Here is a 21,929-nt window from a genome sequence, read left to right on the forward strand (position 1 = left end):
GATAAACATTATGGAATACGTTAAATCAAAAATCAGGGACGTATATGACTTCCCGAAAGCCGGAGTCATATTCCGTGACCTCACAACGATGTTTAAGGACCCCCGTGCCATGCATATAGTGGGCTGGGACCTCGCGCAGCTTTACCGCGCCAAAGGTGTGACCAAGGTGGTGGGTATAGAATCGCGCGGCTTCATAGGAGGCTCCATCCTTGCTTATGAGATAGGGGCGGGTTTCGTTCCCGCGCGCAAGCCCGGAAAGCTTCCGGCCGATACTGTGAGCGCGAAGTTTGAGAAGGAGTATGGTTTTGACGAAATCGAGATTCACCGCGATGCCATAACGCCCGACGACGTTGTGGTCATACACGATGACTTGCTTGCCACCGGTGGCACCATGGCCGCCTGCTACGAGCTTGTTAAAAAAATGAACCCCCGTAAGGTGTACATCAACTTCATTGTGGAATTGAGCGCACTCAATGGCCGTGAAAATCTTCCCGCAGATGCCGAGGTTACCTCGCTTATAGTTTATTGACGCCATACATACAATTGACCGTTAATTGGCAAAAGTAGAAAAATCACAGGCGCTGAAGGAGAAAATATCAATCCTTCCCGACACTCCCGGCTGCTATCTTTATTATGATGCGGCCGGTAATGTCATATATGTCGGCAAGGCCAAAAACCTTAAGCGCCGGGTGTCGTCATACTTCAACCGCACCCACGACTCCGTGAGGACCATGCTGCTTGTGCGCAACATAGCCGATATGCGTTATATCGTAGTGCCTACCGAGCAGGATGCGCTCAATCTTGAAAATTCGCTTATAAAGGAGTACAAGCCGCACTACAATGTGCTGCTCAAGGACGACAAGTCCTATCCATGGATTGTGGTCACCAAGGAGCACTATCCGCGGGTGTTTCTGACACGCACGCGCATCAAGGACGGATCGAAATACTTCGGCCCTTATACCAATGCGGGTGTGGCCAAGGCGGTGCTCAATCTTATCCGCGAGCTGTATCCGGTGCGTACGTGCCGCCATGCCATCACTCCCGATTATGTGGCGAAGGGTAAAGGGCGCCTGTGTCTTGAATATCATCTAAAGAACTGTATGGGGTGCTGTACCGGACTTATCGGTCAGGACCGGTACGGAGAGATGATGGATCATGTAAGGCAGATACTTCGAGGCGACACTCAGGAGTTGCTCGACTACCTGCGTGCCGAGATGGAAAAACTGGCTGCCGAACTCCGCTTTGAGGAGGCGCAGTTGCTTAAAGAGAAGTATGACCTCGTGGCCCGCTATCAGTCAAAGAGCGTCATCGTGAGCCAGACGCTCGATGATATCGACGTGTTTGGCGTGGACGATGACCGCGATATGGTATATGTCAACTACATGCATGTACGCCGCGGAGCTATCGTGCGCAGCATAACGTTTGAGTACAAGCGCCGTCTTGACGAGCCGATCGAGGACATACTGGGCTATGCCATAACGGAGGCCGCCGAGAAGTTTGATATCGAGTATGACGAGATTGTCATTCCTGTTAAGCCTTATATAGAACTTGAGGGTGTCATATACACTGTGCCGCAGCGGGGCGACAAGATGAAACTTCTTGAAGTGTCGACCCACAATGCGCGACAGAACAAGATCGACTCGCTCAAGATGATGGAGAAGCATGATCCGGAGAAACGCGTTGAACGTACGCTTGAGCGAATGAAGGCCGACTTCCGTCTGTCGGTGCTGCCTCGACATGTGGAGTGTTTTGATAATTCCAATATACAGGGCACGAATCCTGTAGCCTCATGCGTGGTGTTTCGCAATGCCAAACCATCCAAACGCGACTACCGCCATTTTAATATCAAGACAGTCGAGGGCCCTGACGACTTCGCTTCTATGAAGGAGGTGCTTACCCGCCGCTACACCCGCATGATGGAGGAGGGCGAGGAGCTGCCGCAGCTTATTGTGGTCGACGGAGGCAAAGGTCAGCTAAGCGCCGCTGTAGAGGCGCTTGACGACATGGGGCTGCGCGGCACTATAGCGGTAGTGGGCATAGCCAAGCGTCTTGAAGAGATATACTTTCCGGGCGACAGTGTGCCGCTTTATATTGACAAGAATTCCGAGTCGCTGCGAGTGGTGCAGCAATTGCGCGACGAGGCTCACCGCTTCGGCATAACCCATCACCGCAACAGGCGTAGCAAAGGCCAGATAGTCAGCGAGTTAGATGATATAAAGGGCGTTGGTGAAAAAACAAAACAGGCTCTGCTTCAGCACTTTAAGAGTGTCAAGCGTATACGTGAAGCCTCTATCGACGCCATCGCCGGTATAACCGGACCTTCAAGGGCATCGCTTATTTACAATGCCCTGCATCCTGAGGGTGAACAATTAGACCAATAACCCGCTATGGAGCAAAAGAGAATAAATAAAATAGGCCGGGCCGATGTCGTGTGGAATTTCTGCGCGTCGTTGCTGAAGATTGCTTCATCGCTGTTGTTGCTGCCGGTAATTCTGAAAAAATTTCCGACCGACATAGTGGCTGTATGGAGTATATTCTCGTCCATATCGGTGCTGACCTATCTGCTCGATTTTGGTTTCAACAACTCTTTTGTGCGTACGGTCACCTACATATTCAGCGGTTGCACCACCTTAAAGAGGAGCGGTTATGAGACCCTTGACTGCGACAGCCCTGTTGACTACTCGCTGCTAAAAGGAGTCATAAAGGCCATGCAGTGGTTCTACAAGCGAGCCGCGGCGGCGCTCTTTCTCTTGCTTGTATGTGCCGGCACGCCTTATCTGCTGTCGGTACTTGAAAACTATCCCGCCATACGCAACGAGGTGCTTCTGGCATGGGCCATCTTTATCGTCAACAATACTCTGATACTGTACACACTTTATTTCGAGGGCCTTCTTCAGGGGCGCGGTTATGTGAAAGAGATCAAGCAGATAATCGTGGTGTCGCATCTCGCTTATCTTGCCTTGGCTATAGTTCTTGTTTTCGCCGGATGCGGTCTTGTGGCTCTTGTCACGTCGCAGGTTTCGGCCACGATAATACTGCGTGTGCTTGCCCACAGACTCTTCTATGACCGCGACACATTAGCACGTCTAAGGGCATCGGAATGTTCCGACCCGAAGGCAGTGCTGAGCACCGTGTTTCCCAACGCCGTCAAGATAGGCATCACCTCGCTCGGCAGTTTTCTCATATCGAAGTCGGCTATTTTCATAGGCTCGATGTTTATGCCGCTTGCCATGATAGCCTCTTACGGCATAACGATGCAGATTCTGTCGAGCATCTATTCGGTGGCCGGTATATATGTGTCGACCTATATACCTAAGATAACCGCATCGAGGGTCAGGGCCGACAAGGGCCCCATAATGACCATAGTGTGCCGCGGCTGGGCCGTGTCGGCTGTGATATATATTGTGAGTGCGGGCGGACTGTGTGCGCTCGGTCCTTATCTTCTTGAGCTGCTCGGCAGCAAGACCATGCTCCTTCCCGGTGCCATGATAGCTGTGGCCGCCGTCATATCGTTTCTGGAGATGACCCATGCCATGGCCGGCAATGTGCTTCTTACAAAAAACTACGTGCCGTTTTTCATTCCTTCCATAGTGTCGGGCTTATGTACGGTGGCGCTTCTTCTGCTGTTCATGAATTTCACCGACTTGGGCCTTTGGGGGCTCATACTTGCCCCGGGCATCGTACAACTGGCGTATCAGAACTGGAAGTGGCCGCTGGAAGTATACCGCGACCTGAGATGTTAAATTTTGCCGTTACGCCCGATTGTGCATAAATGGGGCAGTGGCGGGGCTTATCTTTGCGGTATCAAAATCAATACTTATCGCAATGAAAAGCACAGCTATCATCGCTACGGCCGTAACGGCCATGGAGATCGCCACGCCCATAGGCACCAAGGAGGCGGTCAGTCATTTCACCATACGTGAGCTCACATACAGTGTCACCGCCCACAGGCTTGACATCGACAATACACCGCCGCCCGATGCGGTTGTGTGCATGCGGAGGCTTATAGACAAAGTTCTTGAGCCGGCACGCCGGCAGCTCGGCGCTCCCATAAAGGTCAACAGCGGATATCGCTGCAAGGCCCTCAACAGGGCCGTCGGTGGAGTGGAGCGTTCCTATCATCTTGCGGGGCGTGCGGCCGACATAACGACAGGAAGCGTTGCCGGCAATCGCGTGTTGTGGTCGATACTTCATAAATTGCCTCATACGGAGCTTATATGGGAGGGAGGCGGAGCATGGATTCATGTGGCATTGTAAATTTGCTATTGTTAAATTTGGCTTAACGGCTAAAATATCTTAATTTTGCGATTAAGATTAGCGCAAATAGCATATATGTTAATTGTTAGAGGTATGAAATTTTGTATAGAGGACTCTTGTCTTTATGACGGGAGGGCGCTGGTCGTATTAAAACCCGAACTAATTTATTAGACTATGAACTATTGGCTTATTAACTGTATCGCGGCTTTTTTAATCAGTGTATTTTTTGCCGGTGTGTTAATACCGCAGATTCTGCTGGTTGCCTTCAGACGTAATCTTTTCGACCAGCCCGATGAACGCAAAATTCACCGTGGTGCGGTGCCGCGTCTGGGAGGAATTGCCTTTACACCGGTCATATGTTCGGTGCTGGCGCTGCTGTTGGGCGTGAGCACGTTGCTCGGCCGTCTAGAGCTGTGCGCATACATGGCCCGCAATGCAGCTACATTGGCGTTTGGTTTCTGCTCGCTGTTTACACTTTATCTTGTCGGCATGTCCGATGACCTGATAGGCGTGCGCTACCGAGCCAAATTTATCATGCAGATACTTTGTGCGGTGTTGCTGCTGGCCGGAGGGCTTTGGCTTAATTCTTTGCACGGAGTGTTGTGGATTCATACTTTGCCGTGGTGGCTGGGTATGCCGCTGACAGTCATTGTCATTGTCTATATTGTCAATGCCATCAATCTTATCGACGGCATCGACGGGCTTGCATCGGGTCTGGCGGCCGCGGCACTTATCATATACGGCTGTGCGTTCTTCATGATAGGCCGCTATGTATACGCCATATTGTCATTTTCAACATTAGGGGTGCTGGTGCCTTTCTTTTATTACAACGTATTCGGCGATGTCAAGAAGCGCAAGAAGATATTCATGGGCGATACCGGCAGCCTTACCATGGGATTGCTGCTGTCATTCCTGAGCCTTGAACTGTATCAGGCTTCGGCCGATACTTCGAAATTGCTTGACGTCAATCCGTTTATCCTCGCCTTTACGCCTCTGCTTATACCGTGCATGGATGTGGTCAGGGTATTTATGCGTCGCATACGTCATCATGGCAATCCGTTTTTGCCCGACAAGACCCACATACATCACAAGCTGCTCGCTCTCGGCATAAAACCGAGGCTGTGCATGGTTCTCATCGTGGCTATAGCGTTGGTCATAAGTGCGGTCAACATCCTGCTGTCATATGCAGTTAACGTGACTTTGCTGCTTGTCGTCGATGTTTTGGTGTGGACATTGGTCAATATATGGCTGTCGCGTAAAATTTCGTCGCATGACAATACAATATCGGCGGCAAAATAGAGTATATAATAAAAGGTACAAAAATCGATACATTTATATGTCAGGTAAATTCAGAATAGCATTATTGTTACTGACCCTGTCCTTGGGGTCGTTGTCGTCCTATGCCCGCATGACCGACGAGCAGGTAGTACAATACGTGAAGACAGCCACGGCACAAGGAAAGTCAAAGCAGCAGATAGGAAAAGAACTTATAGCCCGCGGTGTGACTCAGGAGCAGGTCGAGCGACTGAAATCGCGGTATGAAGAAGAAACCGCTACTACGGGGCAGAGTACCCAGTCCGCGACCGGCAATAAATCACGCATGCGTTCGTCGGCCATCGCGCAGCAGCCCGACTCCACCATGCTCGGGTTTGATTATGTCATCACCGATACGGTCACTGAGGAGCCGAGCCGACGTATATTCGGTCAGAATGTATTTACCAACCGCTCGCTTTCGTTTGAACCGAATGAAAATGTGGCTACCCCGCAAAATTACCGCCTCGGCCCCGGCGATGAGGTAGTGATCGATATATGGGGCGCGAGCGAGGATCAGATCCGCCAGACGATATCGCCCGAGGGCAGTATAATAGTATCGCAGATAGGTCCGGTCTATCTTAACGGCATGACCATATCGGAGGCCAATAACCATATCAAAAACAAGTTTTCGAGCAAATATGCCGGCATCGGAGGCAACGAGCCGGAGAGCGACATAAACCTCACTCTCGGTCAGGTGCGCACTATTCAGGTCGATGTCATGGGTGAGGCCGTGGTGCCCGGCACATACCGCCTGTCGCCGTTCTCGACGGTGTTTCATGCGCTGTACAAGGCCGGCGGTATCAACGATATAGGCTCGATGAGAAACATTGAGGTGCTCCGCGGCGGACGTCGCATCGTGGGCGTCGATGTATATGAATACCTTTTCGGCGGTAAGCAGACCGGAAACATAAGGCTTCAGGAGGGCGACGTCATCATAATACCGCCCTATGACAGGCTCGTATCGGTCGAAGGCAATGTGAAACGCCCCATGTCATATGAAATAAAGAGCGACGAGACTCTTGCCGACCTTATAGATTATGCCGGCGGATTCTCCGGCGATGCATATACCGAGCAGGTAAGACTGGCCCGTCAGACCGGCCGCGAAAACGAATTGTTCAATATCGTGAGCGGCGACTTCTCTGACTATCGCCTCAATGACGGCGATATAGTCACCGTAGGTTCGATACTTGACCGGTATGCCAATCGTGTGGAGCTGAAGGGGTCTGTATTCCGCCCCGGCATGTATGCGCTCGCTACCGATCTGCGTACTGTAGGTGACCTTATTAAGAATGCCGACGGGCTTCTTGAAGACGCCTATACCAACCGTGCCCTTCTATATCGCGAGGGTCCCGACCTGTCGCTTCAGATAATACCGCTTGACATAGAGGGCATCCTTTCGGGCCGTCGCCCCGACGTGACGCTGAAGCGCAACGACATTGTGGATATACCGAACACAAGAGATCTTGAAGACCAAGGCGTGATTGAGATATACGGTCAGGTCAACAAGCCCGGAGCATATCCGTTTGCCAGCAATACTACCATCGAGGACCTCGTCATTCAGGCCGGCGGCCTCCTGCGTGGAGCTTCTACCGCGCGTGTCGATGTGTCGCGGCGTATTATCGACCCCACAAGCCTTATGCCTACCGACGAGATAGCCAAAGTATACAGTTTTGGACTCAAAGACGGTTTTGTCATCGACGGCACACCGGGTTTCACCCTTGAGCCTTATGACATGGTCGAGGTGCGCCGCAGTCCCGGTTACCAGCCGCAACGACGCATCAGCATAAGAGGCGAGGTGGCCTTTGACGGAGGCTATACGCTTACCAACAAGAATGAGCGTCTGAGCGATGTCATACGCCGTGCAGGTGGAGTTACAAAGTCGGCTTACATGCGTGGAGCCCACGTATTGCGTCAGATGACCCCCGAGGAGATTGCCGTCCGCGACGAGACTTTGCGTCTTGCCACTTCCATGCAGGGCGGCGGCGACTCGATTGCGGTATCAAAGCTCGAGTTGCCCACTTCCTACAGTGTGGCCATCGACCTTGAGGAGGCTCTTGCCCATCCCGGAAGCGAGGCCGACCTTGTGATGCAGGAAAATGACGAACTTGTCATACCCGAGTTTGTGAGCACTGTAAGGATTTCGGGCGATGTGATGTTTCCCAATACAGTCATGTATAAGCCCGGCAAGAAGCTGAAGTACTATATAGATCAGGCCGGCGGTTACGGTGAGCGTGCCAAGAAGAGCAAGGCGTTCATTGTATATATGAACGGCTCCATAGCCCGAGCCAAAGGCAATGCGGTCATTGAGCCGGGGTGTCAGATTATTGTGCCATCCAAGCATAAGAGCAACGGCGTCAACTGGTCGGCCATCCTGTCGATGACGAGCGTTCTTACCGGACTCGGTACTATGGCCGCGGCAGTAGCCAATATGGTTAAGTAATTCATTGAATTTCACTTGAAAATTAGATATGCAGGAAGAAAACGACGTTATGCGCAATGATGACGAGCAGGAGATAGACCTGCTTGAACTTGCCCGCAAACTTTGGGACAGCCGCAAAACCATACTGAAGTGGGGAGCCGTAGGTGCCGTTGTAGGACTTGTGGTGGCCTTCAGTATTCCTAAAGAATACACGACTACCATAAAGCTCGCTCCGGAGATGAGCGACAATAAGGCCGGTTCAGGTGGCCTCGGCGCATTGGCGGCCATGGCCGGCGTGAATCTCGGCGGCAGTTCGGGTGCCGATGCCGTGTATCCGCAGCTTTATCCCGATGTTGTCGGTTCTGTGCCGTTTGTCATTAGTCTTTTTGATGTGCCCGTCACCGATGCCGACGGCGCCCGTCACACTACCGTCCGTGCCTTTATAGAGGAAGACACCTCGGCCCCTTGGTGGAGCGCTGTCATGGCTCTTCCCGGCAAGGCTATAGGCGGTGTCATGTCGCTTTTGCGCTCCGATGACAATGCGCAGGGCGACGGGGCTGTCAATCCATTCAAGCTCACTCCCGAAGAAAACGCCGTAGTGTCCGCTCTTGCCACCCGCATAGGCGCCGATGTCGACACAAAGACCTCGGTCATATCACTGTCGGTGACCATGCAGGACCCTATGGTATCGGCCATGCTGGCCGACACGGTGGCTGCGCGGCTGAAGACCTACGTCACCGATTATCGCACCGAAAAAGCGCGTCGCGACATGGAGTATGCACAGCGCATCAACGATGAAGCCAAGCAGGACTACTACGACGCGCAGCAGAAGTATGCCGAATACATGGACCGCAATCAGGGACTTGTCACACGTGCCGCACAGACCGAGAGCGAACGCCTCCAGAATGAGGCGTCACTCGCTTTCAGCCTGTATAATCAGACGGCACAGCAGCTTCAGATAGCACGTGCCAAAGTACAGCAGACAACACCCGTATATACCGTCGTTCAGCCGGCCACTGTGCCCTTGCGTCCCTCAAAGCCCTCCAAGATGCTCATTCTTGTAGGTTTTATATTCCTTGCAGTCGTGGCTGCGTCGGCATGGATTCTGTTTGGACGCGACCTCGTCGACGGATTCCGCAAGAAAGCATAGGGGGATATACGTTTATTCCTGCGACGCCTTGTATTCGTTGTAGTAATCTTCGAGTATGCGGCGTATGGCGCTGCCTATTTTCAGATAGTCCTCTTTGTTCAGATTGGCAAGCGATGCCCTTACCGACCATGCGGGGCCGTCAAAACCGTCGCCGTTGAGCAGCACCACTGCAGTGTCGGCCGCAAGCCGCATCACGAAGTCAAGAGGCTCGTAATGCTCTTCCATGAACTTGGCAAACTCCTCGCCGTAAAACTTCTTGGCCCATACCATCATGTCTATCTCCGAGTAGTATCCGGCTCTAAGAGGGTCGGGAAGAAGTGTGAAGCCTGTTGTCTGCCACATTGACTCCAGTCTGCCGGTGATTATGGACTGCATCTTTGACTTATACACATTATCCTTGTCCATGAGCGAGAAGGCGGCAAAGAGCATCATCTGCATCTGTTGGGGAGTCGACAGACCTGCCGTATGATTGAGCGCTACAAGACGGCTGTCGGCGACCATGCGGTCTATGAACTTGATCGATGCCGGGTCAAGCGACAGAGAGCCGTAACGCTTTGCCAAGATAGCCTTGCGTTCATCAGAAAGAGCTTCCGTCTTACGGTCGAAGACATTGCCGTCACGTTTTATGGCTATCACCGCAAGACGCCATCCCGTGGCTCCGAAATACTTCGAGAACGAGTACACACACATGCAGTTGTCAGGCAGTTCATACATAAGTGAGTGAAAATCCTTAACGAATGTACCGTATACGTCATCGGTCACTATCATAAGCCCGGGATTGTCATTTCTGACTATTTCCGTTATGCGTTTTATCGTCTCGGGTGCGAGAGTATAGCTCGGCGGGTTGCTCGGATTCACAAGACAGAGCACTTTCACTGACGGGTCACGCAGCTTGTCTATCTCCTCGTCGGGATACTGCCATGTATGGTAACCGTCGCCCTCCACGGCATTGGCGCTTATATTTATCACGTCAAAGTCAAAGCGGTCAAGCTGCGGTATCTCTATGTAGGGAGTGAATATCGGGGTCATCAGCGCTATCTTGTCGCCCTTTGATATGAGGAAGTTCTCCTGTAGCGAGTCAAAGGCATAGCACATGCCCGCCGTGCCTCCCTCCGTGGCGAAAAGGTCGTAGACCGTGTCGTCGTCATCGCCGCCCATCTCGTGCTGCAGATAATCACGCACCATCAGTTCGGCCGATGCAAGCATGCGGTCGGGAGTCGGATACTGGTCGCCCATTATGGCTTCGGCCCACTCGTGAGCGAGGCTGTCGCGGTCCATCACGCCCTTGCCGGCTATGTATTCAAACGCACCTGATAGCAGCGCGGCCCCAGTATCGTCTTTGTGGCGCTTCAGAAAATCGGCAAATCGCTCGCCGCAGCCGTTTTTTGACGGTATGCCGGCTATGCCGTCACTGTCGTCGGCAGTACGGCGGCACTCCTCAAGGCCGAACTTTCCGAGCAGAAAAAATGCTTCACGCGGATAAGTGGCTATCCAGTTCGGGTTACCGCGGCCAGCGTTAAGAAACGTGGCCGTCGACTTACGGGCGTCTTCCTGTGCCATCTCTATCAGTTTGTTCTTTATCTCGAAAGGACTCATCTTTTCAAGTTCCTTTTCATAACTCCGGCATACCGGACACTCTCTTTCTTTAAAACTCATGACATTTTCTTGTTTTTCGGTTATTCTACATAATAAGTACAAGCACCACGCCCCATATGATGAGCAGAGTATTGCCTATGGCGTAGGTGATCGTGTATCCCATGGCTGGTATCGTGCTGTTGAGTGAGTCCTGAATGGCTCCTAACGCAGCGGTCGTAGTACGGGCGCCGGCGCAGCACCCCAGCGTTATGGCCGGATGAAAATGAAATATTTTCGCCCCCATGAATATACCTATGAGCAGAGGCAGGGTAGTGGCTATAATTCCCGCAAACAAAAGCATGAACCCTACATCTTTCAGACCGCTTATGAACGACGGGCCGGCGGTAATGCCTATGACGGCTATAAACATGTTGAGACCGAGATTGTTGAGCACCCATAGCGATGCATCCGGTATGCGGCCGAAAGTAGGATGCTTCGACCGGAGCCATCCGAATACAAGACCCGCTATCAGAGCGCCGCCGCTTGTACTTAGGCTTATCGGCACACCGCCAAGATGTATGGTCAGCGCACCTATGAGGCCGCCTATAAGTATTCCGAAGCCCACAAAGACAAAATCGGTCTTGTTGGTCGGACGGTCGATATACCCGAGTTTCTCTGCAGCTGCGGTCACCTCCTGCGGCAGACCTACAATCTCTATTATGTCGCCGCCGAGAAGTTGTGTTTGCGCAAGCACGGGTATTGACACTGTTCCGCGGGTTATCTTCTTTATCGTCACCCCGTACATGAACGGTTTTGAACGCAGTTGGTCCACCGTAAGACCGTCGACCGTCTTTTTCGTTATCATGACCGGGATGTCCTCCGCCGCAAACGACAGAAGCTCAAGATCCGATACCTCCGGACCTATCCAGCTTTCATCCTCGATGATAAATTCGCGGCGGCCGCTCAGCACGATTTCGTCGCCCTTGGCCACCATGGGCTTAGTACTCACCTCCGCTATGCCTTTGGGCGTCCTTACACGCTCTACAAATATACGTCGGCCAAGTTCTTTGAAATGAGCCTCGATGTCATCAACCGACTTTGGCGTATCAAAAAAATCAGACGTCACCTTATAAGCGCGAAAGGCTACCGGACGCGACGCGTCGATAAATGCCGGGTCGTTTGTTATGCTGCTTTGGCTCATGTTCTTCTCAAGCTCGGCTGTCTGTGCCTTTACCTTGTCAAGTCCGCCAAGAAGCCGGGGGCCTATGTTGCCTAACAGATAGGCCGACCCTATCGTGCCGAATATATAGGTCACCGCATAACACACAGGTATCATGTCGAGCCACTGCTTCTTTGTCTCCTCCGATACTCCCAGTGTGCCTATCGTATCCTCACCGACGCCTATGACAGCCGATATTGTCTGTGCCCCAGAGAACAGTCCAAGCGCCTCGCCGGTGTTGTAGCCGAAGAGTTTGGCCGTGCCCCATGTGACGACAAGCACCGTGACACACATAAGCACCGCGAAGTACACCTGCTTCACGCCGTCGCCCTTGAGCGAACGAAAAAACTGCGGCCCCACGCTGTAGCCGATGGCAAACAAAAACATGAGGAAGAACACCGACTTCACCGGCCCCGGAATCGATATGTCCATCTGACCCACGACAATACCCACAAGAAGTACCGACGTCACTATGCCCAGTGAAAAACCCTTGTACTTCAGCTGTCCTATCAGAAATCCCACTCCTATGGTGAGAAATATCGCCAGAGAAGGATATTCCCTGAATGTATCTATGATCCACATGACTCAATAGGTTTTAACTTTCTGCATATGACAATACCGTAGGACTCTCCACGTCCACTCCATATTCTTTGGCCCGCGCGAGGATAGCTTGTGCCAATTTCGGCTTAAGACCCTCTGGACAATACCTGAAGTAAGCCTCCGCAGCCCTCACATGGGCGGCGTCAGGCATCGGATATTCACGACGTTCTGGCAATCCGAATACGCTGTCGGGCAACTCCTTCTTCTCTTCATAACTCAATCGGTCATTCATAACGGTAAAAATTAATAATAACATAACACCTCACCCCCTTATCCTGTTCTATGGCGCCCCGCTGCCAATCAGCCTGATCTTACTCCCCGTTGTCAAAATGTTAAAATGTTACGCGCCTATTCGTCAAAATGATAATTTTATGCCATTTTAGCCCTAAAAAACATCTGTTTTTGAAAATAAATTAGATTTTTTGCCATTTTATTAAACTTTATTAGTAATTTTGCGACATCGCCAGTGTGCGAATATTTTTATTAGGTTAATTTTTATTTAGTTTTATCAATTTTTGTAGTATGAAGAAGTTATTTCTTATGCTTTGTGGGCTACTTATGGTTGCCGTTGTGTCAGCGCAGACACGTACGGTAAGCGGTACAGTAGTTGCTGCGGCCGACAATGAGCCACTTATCGGTGCCACTGTCGTGCCGGTCGGAGGCGGTAGCGGTACAGCCACTGACATCGACGGTAAATTCCATATCACCGTCCCCGGCAGTGTCAAAGAAGTAAAAGTGTCTTACGTGGGCATGAAGACCGTCACATTACCCTTGACCGACGGTATGGTCGTTAAACTCGAGATGTCCGATAACCGCCTTGACGAAGTCATCGTTACCGGCTACGGTACCGGCAAAAAACTCGGCTCGGCTGTAGGATCTCTTAACGTTGTTAATGAAGATGTATTTGCCAATTCTCCTGCGCCCAACTTTGTGGATGCTCTTCAAGGACAGGTTCCGGGTCTTAGCATCTTCTCTAATACAGGTGAACCTTCGGCAACACCCGCTAACATCCGTATAAGAGGTGTCAACTCGTTGGATGCAAGCAATACCCCGCTGTTCATCCTTGATGGAGCTCCCGTAACCTCATCTGTATTTACTACTCTTAGCATGAATGACATCGAAAGCGTCACGGTTCTGAAAGATGCTGTATCAACAGCTATCTACGGTTCTCGTGCTGCTAATGGTGTTATCGTGATTACTTCGAAAAAAGGTAAATTCGGACAAAAGGCTAAGGTCACTGTCCGTGCTAACGTAGGTTGGTCTTCTCCTGTTGAGAATAAGATTAAAATGATGAACTCTCAGCAGTATATCGAATTCCGCGATAAGATCAATCAGCCTGTAACTGCTGAAGTTCGTGAACTTGTTGAAAAGTATGGTATCAGTACTGACTGGCAGAAAGAGATGATCAAGGACAATGCCATGACATATTCTCTTGAAGGACAAGTTTCCGGCGGTAGTGACAATCTGAGCTATACTATATCTCTCAATCATTACGATCAGGACGGTCTTATCGCCTCTTCGGGTATGCGTAGGGAGTCACTTAGAGCAAGTCTTGAATCTAAAGTCAATAATTGGTTGCGTATAGGCTTTCAGGGAAATTTAGGCTATCGTGAATATGAGACGAATAGTGCTGCTGCAGCTGACGGAACTTTCTATACCAACAACCCTATAGTTCAGTCGTATATGATGATGCCTTATGATTCGCCCTATTATTATACAATTGAGAATGGCGATATCGTGTATGGTGATAAGGCTGTATGGTATAAGTATACCGGTGACGGTGATGCCAATTGGCTTACTAAGCTCAATAAAGGTAAACGAAGCAGCGTTACCGCCAACTTGTTGCTGTCTGAGGTCATAACCCCGATAAAAGGGCTTACTATCCGTTCGCAGCAGGCTTTGGATGCTTATGACTATCGCAATTCCTCTATCTGGACTGCTGTCGATAATTTTGTAACTCCAATGGGTGATGTCACTGATTTCGGACAGTATACTACTCGTCAAAGAGGAGAATCTTTTGAAAGATACTACTCGTTCGTATATACAAATACGGCTGAATACCGTTTCTCGATCAATAATCTTCACAACATATCGGTACTTGCCGGTCAGGAATCTATAATCAATAAATCTAATCAGTTCAATGTGGCTACTACGGGTCAACCCAATAATTCGCAGATGTTGTTGACCAATGGTACCGATATTGACCTTAAAAATAATGTAGGCCAGGAAATTGAGGAAACAACGATAAACTCTTATTTCTTCAATGCGTCTTACGATTTCGACAATCGTTATTTCTTGGATTTCTCAATACGTCGCGACGGTAGCTCCAAATTTGCTCCCGATCATCGTTGGTCTACTTTCTGGTCGGCCGGTGTGATGTGGAATGCCAAATCAGAGTCTTTCCTTCAGCCCTATACTTGGATTGATGATTTGAAATTCCGTGTCAACTATGGTACTACAGGTAACTCCGGCATTGGAAACTACAAGTATTTCGGTACTATAGGTTCAGGTAATCTCTATAATGGAGGCAATACTCTTATATTGGGTCAGGCTCCCAATTATGACTTGAAATGGGAGACTGTACGCTCGTTTGACGTAGGTTTTTCTTTCGGGTTCTTGGACAAGCTCTACGGTAGTGCTGACTTCTATGTGAAGAATACCGAAGATATGTTGATGGAGATACCCTATAGTTTTACTACCGGATATGATTCCGGTTCGGGTAACATTGGGTCCATGCGCAATACCGGTGTTGATGTTGAACTTGGTGCTCACATCATTAAAACCCGCGACTGGTATTGGGGAGTACGTGTGAACTTCAACTATAACAAGAACGAGATTACCGGACTCTTTAACGGCAAGCAGTTCTACTCGATGCCTGATTACGGATTGTATTACGAAATCGGAAAGGATGCCAATCAGTTGCGTACCGTTATGTATGCCGGTGTGGATCCCCGCGACGGACAGCAGATGTGGTATGACAAAGACGGTAACCTTACCAAAGAGTTTAACAGAGAGCGTGATGCTGTTTCGACAGGCAAGAGCTTTATTGCTCCGTGGACAGGTGGTTTTGGCACCAATCTCCGTTGGAGAAACATATCTCTTAGCGCAGACTTTAACTGGGCCGCTGAAAAGTATATATTCAACTGGGCGCACCAGATGGTAAGTGCTGCTTATCGTGCCACATCGACCAACCAATGTGTTGACATGCTTAACGTGTGGACCAAGCCCGGTGATATCACCGACATACCTAATGCTGACCAGCAACCTCAGGCTGACTCTCGTTATCTTGAGAATTCGTCATTTGTTCGTATGAAAAATCTTACTCTTCAGTATGATTTTGAGAAAAAACTCATCAACAAACTGGGTGTGCAGGGTTTAGCCCTTCATTTTACTGGGCGTAATCTCTTGACATTCACACCTTCAGGATATACCGGAACAGACCCCGAGTACGAGAACAATGGTGTGCGTTTCTCTTATCCCAATACTCGCCAGTATGAGTTTGGTCTTGAAGTTACATTCTAAAATTTGATTAAAAACACATGAAAAAAATATTATTCTCAATAATCGCTCTGGGCGGGTTACTGACCTCTTGCGATATGGATTTGAAGCCGGAAGGTGTAATAGATACAACTTCTGCTATAAATACGATTGAGGATTGCGAGTATTTCCGCAATGGATTTTACAGTAATCTTCGTTCACTTGGTTGTGGAAGCTGGATTGGAAATACAGAGCTTCAGATGGACCAGTTCTTGGGCCTTACCAGCAATGGTGCGCGCGGGGCATATTTTTCCAACAGTCAGATAACATCAGGTTATAGTGATATAACAACACCCTACGCTTCATTGTATTCTGCTATTAACGGTGTGCTTTTCTTTCTTGAAAATGCCGAGCCTATGCTTGAAAGCGGTAGCCTGACGCCCGAGAATCAGTTAAGACTCAAACGTTACATAGGTGAAGCCAAGTTTGCTCGTGCATATTACTATTATTGGCTGATGGATCACTATTGTCAGGCTTACTCATCTGACAAGGGAGATCAGGAAGGACTTGGCCTTTCTATCGTTGAACGTTTTAATCCTACCGGCGATACAAGTTCATATCCCGGACGTAGTTCGATGAATGACGTCCTTTCGTTGATTGACAGCGATCTTACCGCTGCTCTTGATGCGCTTACAGAGTATGAAAATGCAGGCAATAAAGAAAACTGCCAGCCTAATGCTTCATATCTGTCCACATGGACTGTAAAGGCTTTAAAAGCTCGTATTGCTTTGGCTACGGGAGATAATACAACCGCTGCCAATCTTTCAAAAGACATAATAGAACATGGTCCTTACAGTCTGACAACTGGTCAGGCCTACATTGATATGTGGTCTATAGATGAGGGTTCGGAATTGCTGTTTGTACCTGCGGTACCTAAAAATGAATATAGTTCTATCGGTTCTTCATGCCAGACTTATAATTATTGGTGGGCAAATACGGCGACGGTTGACTATATACCTGCCGCCAATGTGCTGATGTCTTATGCATTGGAAGATATAAGGTATGATGCGTTCTTTATAGACTCTTACCCGGCTACGGTTGAAGGTCAGTCTTACGGTGTAACCGTATTTAATAAATTTCCGGGAAATGAATCTATAATTAATGGTACGGACATGTATAAGAATAAGCCCAAGCCTTTCCGTCTGAGCGAGCAATATCTTATACTTGCCGAGGCTACAGCTGCTACCGATATTACTACTGCAAACGGAGCGCTTAATGACTTGCGTCGTGCCAGAATAACCGGATATGCCGACGGTAACTACAGCGCCGGCCAGATTGTGCAGGAAATACGTGATGAACGTGCTAAGGAACTTATTGGTGAAGGATTCCGTATGAGTGACTTACGACGTTGGAAAGTGGGCTTTTCAAGAAACGGAGATTATGGAGACTATATTCCTCAGAATATTTTGGTTTATGCAGGTCTTCAAGTGCGTTATGAAGCCGGTGACACCCGTTACACATGGCCTATTCCGGCAGATGAGATGGAGATAAATCCTCAATTGGCCGGACAACAGAATCCCGGATACTAAATTGTAGTTAATCAGTTAAAACGTGATAATTATGAAATTAACTAAAATATTTGCAATTGCCTTAGCCGCTCTTGCTTTTACCGGTTGTTCAGATGACAAGAACGATTGGAATACAGCCGGTGGGGTGACAGTTAGTATGGGTGTTCCCGAAATGACTGTTAAGGAGAGCAAGGGGCTGTTTAATGTCCCTGTTGTAGTAACCGGTGATGCCAATGGCCGTATAAAGGTTACTGTAGAGGTTGCTGAAACATCAGAAAATCCTGCAATGGATGATGTTCACTATTATGTGACAACCAAGTCAATTATTATTCCTGCCGATTCGAAGCTGGGAAATATCGAAATTAGAACTCAGGATAATGAGGAAATAAATGATCCTCGAAATTTTGTTGTTCGTATTGTTTCTGCTGATGGGGCTTCTTTAGGTACCGACATTGCTACTGATATTACGATAAAGGACAATGACGCGGAGTTCTATGAGAAGTTATGGGGCAATTGGGATATGCATGTTACAGATGCAAAAGGCAATCCATTAACATGGAAAGTAAAAGTAATTGGATATGAAGAGGGTGAGCCCGGCTATAATGACGTATTGTATATTAGCGGCATCAATGGCTATTCATGGGCTATGCTTGAGCTCTCTTATCACTTTGATATTGAGACTAAGGCTGGTTTCTGCAATGTGGAACTTGGAACTTTGATTGCCGACGGAGTCAACTTCGGTAGCTTCATGGGCAAAGTTATTGCGGCTACAGTCGAGGATGGTATGCTGGTAGAGGAAGGAACTTTCCGTTTGGATTGGAGTAATGACTTTAAGACTCTTAAATTTGAAAATACGCCTTATTTATATCTTGCTGTATTTAATGAAGCGGATGACGAGTTTATGGGAGGCTGGGGCTCTTTCAATCTTATAGACATGACAAGATAAGAAATATTTAGACTTCATACTTCCTTTATATCTGCGAGGGGATGCACCGCAATGGCGCATCCCCTCGCTCTCTTTTCCCGCCCATGTACCTCGTCGGCCAACATGTTCCCCATTGGTCTCATCCGCCTAATTGACCCATCACCTCCCTGCAGCACCGCTCCTGTATGTCGGCTTTCCGCCACCTACATCATGGTTTCACTCCTCCTTCCTCCAATCTATAAAAATGTGGTTGCTAAACAGCGACAATGTTGGTAGGGACGCCAGTACCACGGCGTCCGGCTACGCCACGTATGGTATTCTATAATTGCCCAGCCAGTATGACCGTCTGTCTGTGCGGGCGCCGTGGTACTGGCGCCCCTACATTCTTGCCTTATTTTAAACGTTCCACCGTTTTTTCGATCTGAATAACGATTACTGTAAAAATGTGGTTGTTAAACAGCGACAATGTTGGTAGGGACGCCAGTACCACGGAGTCCGGCTACGCCCCGTATGTTATTTTATAATTGCCCAGCCAGTATGACCGTTTGTCTGTGCGGGCGCCGTGGTACTGGTGCCCCTACATTCTTGCCTTATTTTAAACGTTCCCCGTTTTTTCAATCTGAATAACGATTACTGTAAAAATGTGGTTGCTAAACAGCGACAATGTTGGTAGGGACGCCAGTACCACGGCGTCCGGCTACGCCCCGTATGTTATTCTATAATTGCCCAGCCAGTATGACCGTTTGTCTGTGCGGGCGCCGTGGTACTGGCGCCCCTACATTCTTGCCTTATTTTAATCGTTCCACCGTTTTTTCGATCTGAATAACGATTACTGTAAAAATGTGGTTGCTAAACAGCGACAATGTTGGTAGGGACGCCAGTACCACGGCGTCCGGCTACGCCCCGTATGGTATTCTATAATTGCCCAGCCAGTATAGCCGTCCGTCTGTGCGGGCTCCGTGATACTGGCGCCCCTACATTCTTGCCTTATTTTAATCGTTCCCCCGTTTCTTCGATCTGAATAACGATTACTATAAAAATGTGGTTGTTAAACAGCGACAATGTTGGTAGGGACGCCAGTACCACGGAGTCCGGCTACGCCCCGTATGTTATTTTATAATTGCCCAGCCAGTATGACCGTTTGTCTGTGCGGGCGCCGTGGTACTGGTGCCCCTACATTCTTGCCTTATTTTAAACGTTCCCCGTTTTTTCAATCTGAATAACGATTACTGTAAAAATGTGGTTGCTAAACAGCGACAATGTTGGTAGGGACGCCAGTATCACGGCGTCCGGCTACGCCCCGTATGGTATTTTATAATTGCCCAGCCGGTATAGCCGTCCGTCTGTGCGGGCGCCGTGGTACTGGCGCCCCTACATTCTTGCCTTATTTTAATCGTTCCACCGTTTTTTCAATCTGAATAATGTGTTTTACAAATAGCCGTGTCTTCGGGGGCGCCGTAATACTGGTACCCCCGAAGACACGGTGTATTTCCCGCCGGGAAATGGCTACGGCAAGTGGATGACGGGTTATTTTTTGTCGAAGAGTGACTGTATAGAGCCGATTGACGAGAGTACCGACGAGGCTTCGTAAGGCACGTAGACGGTTTTGTTGTCCTTGCCGGAGGTCATTTCGCGCAGGGTGTCGATGTACTTCATGGCGAGCATGTAGGTGGCGGGGTCGGTCTTGGATGCGCTGACTGCCTCGGCCACGCGCATTATGGCGTCGGCTTCGGCCTGTGCGTTGAGGATTATGGCGCGGGCTTCGCCTTCGGCCCGCAGGATTTCGGTCTGCTTCACTGCCTCGGCCTGATTGATTTTGGAGGTCTTCTCGCCTTCGGAGCGCAATATGAGCGACTGCTTCTCACCCTCGGCGTTGAGTATCTCGGCACGGCGGTTTCGTTCGGCCTGCATCTGCTTCTCCATGGCCACCCGCACACTCTCGGGTGGGGTTATGTCCTGTAGTTCGACGCGGTTTACCTTGACACCCCACTTGTTGGTGGCGTCGTCGAGTATCAGCTGAAGCTTGGAGTTGATGGTGTCGCGTGAGGTCAGGGTCTCGTCAAGTTCAAGTTCGCCTATGACGTTGCGCAGCGAGGTCTGCGTGAGCTTTTCTATGGCGTTGGGCAGATTGTCTATCTCGTATACGGCTTTCTTGGGGTCGGTGATCTGGAAGTATAGCAGCGCGTTGATCTCGGTGGTGACATTGTCGCGGGTGATCACCTGCTGCGACGGAAAGTCATACACCTGTTCGCGCAGGTCTATTATTGTGGTGGCGGTAGTGCGTACTATGACGCGGCCTCCTATCGCTGTCTCGGCGCGGCGTGTGTAAATGGTCTTCGGGCGGTCTATAAAGGGTATTATGAAGTTCAGACCCGGCGACAGCACGCTGTGGAAGCGGCCCAGACGCTCGATGACACGGGTTTCGGACTGCGGCACGACCTTGACGCCTGCCGAGATGATGACTATGGTCAGTATGACGACCACGATAATCAGAATAATGATTGATGACATGATGATATTGGAGTATTTATAGAGGTTTCCGGCACTGTTTGGGCGCCGGTTGCCTCACGTTTGTTTTAATGTGTGGTTATGGTGGGGGCGGTGCTGTCATTGCCTGCTGCCACATCGAGTATTATGCTGTCGTAGCCTGTCACGGTCACTTCCGAGCCCCGGGCTATGGCTCTGTCGGCTCCCGGTGCGCGCACCTGCCAGTTGTCGCCGTCTATGCGGGCGCGTCCGCACTCTCCGGGCTTTATCTCGTGGGTGACAATAGCGCGGCGTCCGAGCAGAGCGTCCATGCCAGTGCGCGGGTCGCCGGTCTTCGCATGACCGTGGCGGCGTCTGAACAGCGGTATCAGCACCAGATAAGCTATAAGTGAGCCGGCTATGAGTATGGCTGACTGCCATCCGGCATCAAGGCCTGACAGCGCCGCTATCATTGCGGCAACGCACCCTGCCGACAGACACAGACTCCACATAGTCTGCGTAAGCACCTCAACAATGAGCAACACCGCGGCCGCGCTCAGCCAAATTATCCATCCTTCCATAGCAATCCTGTATGATTTTATAAGATTATACCTATAATGCAAATATACAACAAATTTCGCCATTTCCAAGCAAATGCCCTGAAAATACGCCGCTTTACCGCATGGCCCTCCGCAAGCGAAACACCAACGCACCCTGAAGAATCCAAATAGAAACGCACAGTATTAGCTTTCAATCCACATAACCAAAGCCTCCCACTCTCCTCGGCGGGGGATGCCGTAGTGGCGGGGGCGGCCGAGTCCGCCCCCAAGAGCGATCCGTTTCAAGAGATTCATCAACGAGTAAAACAGCAATACAAAAAAGGAGACCGAAGTCTCCTTAAGATTAAGTAATTTTGTATTGCTAAAATGAAACACTTAACCTCGGAACAAAGGTACGAA

General features: G+C 49.8%; 15 protein-coding genes. 10 read left to right on the forward strand and 5 right to left on the reverse strand.

Annotated elements, in window-relative coordinates:
- Positions 1-10: 10 nt before the first annotated feature.
- The 7 genes from FW767_RS01270 (at position 11) to FW767_RS01300 (ending at position 9,140) form a co-directional block, all read left to right on the forward strand.
- Entirely contained in the window at positions 11-529 is a 519-nt protein-coding gene (locus FW767_RS01270) for an adenine phosphoribosyltransferase (protein WP_121700051.1), read from the forward strand.
- Between the two features lie 25 nt (positions 530-554).
- Positions 555-2,381, forward strand: coding sequence for an excinuclease ABC subunit UvrC (gene uvrC / locus FW767_RS01275; RefSeq protein WP_121700052.1), 1,827 nt, complete (start codon positions 555-557; stop codon positions 2,379-2,381).
- Positions 2,382-2,387: 6 nt separating this feature from the next.
- Positions 2,388-3,743, forward strand: coding sequence for an O-unit flippase-like protein (wzx, locus tag FW767_RS01280; protein ID WP_121700053.1), 1,356 nt, complete (start codon positions 2,388-2,390; stop codon positions 3,741-3,743).
- Between the two features lie 82 nt (positions 3,744-3,825).
- Positions 3,826-4,257 (forward strand): D-Ala-D-Ala carboxypeptidase family metallohydrolase, encoded by a 432-nt coding sequence (locus FW767_RS01285; RefSeq protein WP_235897924.1) that lies wholly within the window; start codon positions 3,826-3,828, stop codon positions 4,255-4,257.
- Between the two features lie 174 nt (positions 4,258-4,431).
- Positions 4,432-5,556, forward strand: coding sequence for an MraY family glycosyltransferase (locus tag FW767_RS01290; protein ID WP_121700054.1), 1,125 nt, complete (start codon positions 4,432-4,434; stop codon positions 5,554-5,556).
- A 37-nt stretch (positions 5,557-5,593) separates the two neighbouring features.
- Positions 5,594-8,011, forward strand: coding sequence for an SLBB domain-containing protein (locus FW767_RS01295; RefSeq protein ID WP_235897929.1), 2,418 nt, complete (start codon positions 5,594-5,596; stop codon positions 8,009-8,011).
- A gap of 28 nt (positions 8,012-8,039) precedes the next feature.
- A complete protein-coding gene (locus tag FW767_RS01300; protein ID WP_121700055.1) occupies positions 8,040-9,140 on the forward strand; it encodes a Wzz/FepE/Etk N-terminal domain-containing protein in 1,101 nt (366 codons plus the stop codon).
- A 12-nt stretch (positions 9,141-9,152) separates the two neighbouring features.
- Here the strand turns inward: FW767_RS01300 and FW767_RS01305 are convergent, their stop codons facing one another.
- Genes FW767_RS01305 through FW767_RS01315 form a run of 3 tightly spaced genes read right to left on the reverse strand, consistent with a single transcriptional unit; the run spans position 9,153 to position 12,766 of the window.
- Positions 9,153-10,796: a bifunctional aspartate transaminase/aspartate 4-decarboxylase gene (locus FW767_RS01305; RefSeq protein WP_121700056.1), complete on the reverse strand. Its 1,644-nt coding sequence runs from the start codon at positions 10,794-10,796 to the stop codon at positions 9,153-9,155.
- Positions 10,797-10,821: 25 nt separating this feature from the next.
- The gene (aspT, locus tag FW767_RS01310; RefSeq protein WP_121700057.1) at positions 10,822-12,516 is read right to left on the reverse strand and encodes an aspartate-alanine antiporter; all 1,695 of its coding nucleotides are present in this window, start codon (positions 12,514-12,516) and stop codon (positions 10,822-10,824) included.
- A gap of 13 nt (positions 12,517-12,529) precedes the next feature.
- Positions 12,530-12,766 carry a hypothetical protein gene (locus FW767_RS01315; RefSeq protein ID WP_235897933.1) on the reverse strand — a complete coding sequence of 79 codons (237 nt, stop codon included), beginning with the start codon at positions 12,764-12,766 and terminating at the stop codon, positions 12,530-12,532.
- 290 nt (positions 12,767-13,056) lie between these two features.
- On the opposite strand from FW767_RS01315, the gene FW767_RS01320 reads away from it, so the two are divergent.
- Genes FW767_RS01320 through FW767_RS01330 form a run of 3 tightly spaced genes read left to right on the forward strand, consistent with a single transcriptional unit; the run spans position 13,057 to position 18,525 of the window.
- Entirely contained in the window at positions 13,057-16,056 is a 3,000-nt protein-coding gene (locus FW767_RS01320; protein ID WP_121700059.1) for a SusC/RagA family TonB-linked outer membrane protein, read from the forward strand.
- 17 nt (positions 16,057-16,073) lie between these two features.
- Complete coding sequence (locus FW767_RS01325; protein WP_121700060.1) at positions 16,074-17,600, forward strand: RagB/SusD family nutrient uptake outer membrane protein; 1,527 nt, start codon at positions 16,074-16,076, stop codon at positions 17,598-17,600.
- Between the two features lie 31 nt (positions 17,601-17,631).
- Positions 17,632-18,525 carry a Calx-beta domain-containing protein gene (locus FW767_RS01330; protein ID WP_121700061.1) on the forward strand — a complete coding sequence of 298 codons (894 nt, stop codon included), beginning with the start codon at positions 17,632-17,634 and terminating at the stop codon, positions 18,523-18,525.
- 1,506 nt (positions 18,526-20,031) lie between these two features.
- Here FW767_RS01330 and FW767_RS01335 read toward each other — a convergent pair.
- Positions 20,032-21,015 (reverse strand): SPFH domain-containing protein, encoded by a 984-nt coding sequence (locus FW767_RS01335; protein ID WP_121700062.1) that lies wholly within the window; start codon positions 21,013-21,015, stop codon positions 20,032-20,034.
- A gap of 65 nt (positions 21,016-21,080) precedes the next feature.
- Positions 21,081-21,551: an NfeD family protein gene (locus tag FW767_RS01340; RefSeq protein ID WP_205523765.1), complete on the reverse strand. Its 471-nt coding sequence runs from the start codon at positions 21,549-21,551 to the stop codon at positions 21,081-21,083.
- Positions 21,552-21,929: the final 378 nt, after the last annotated feature.

This window comes from Heminiphilus faecis (genome assembly GCF_008728965.1).
Lineage (GTDB): Bacteria > Bacteroidota > Bacteroidia > Bacteroidales > Muribaculaceae > Muribaculum > Muribaculum faecis.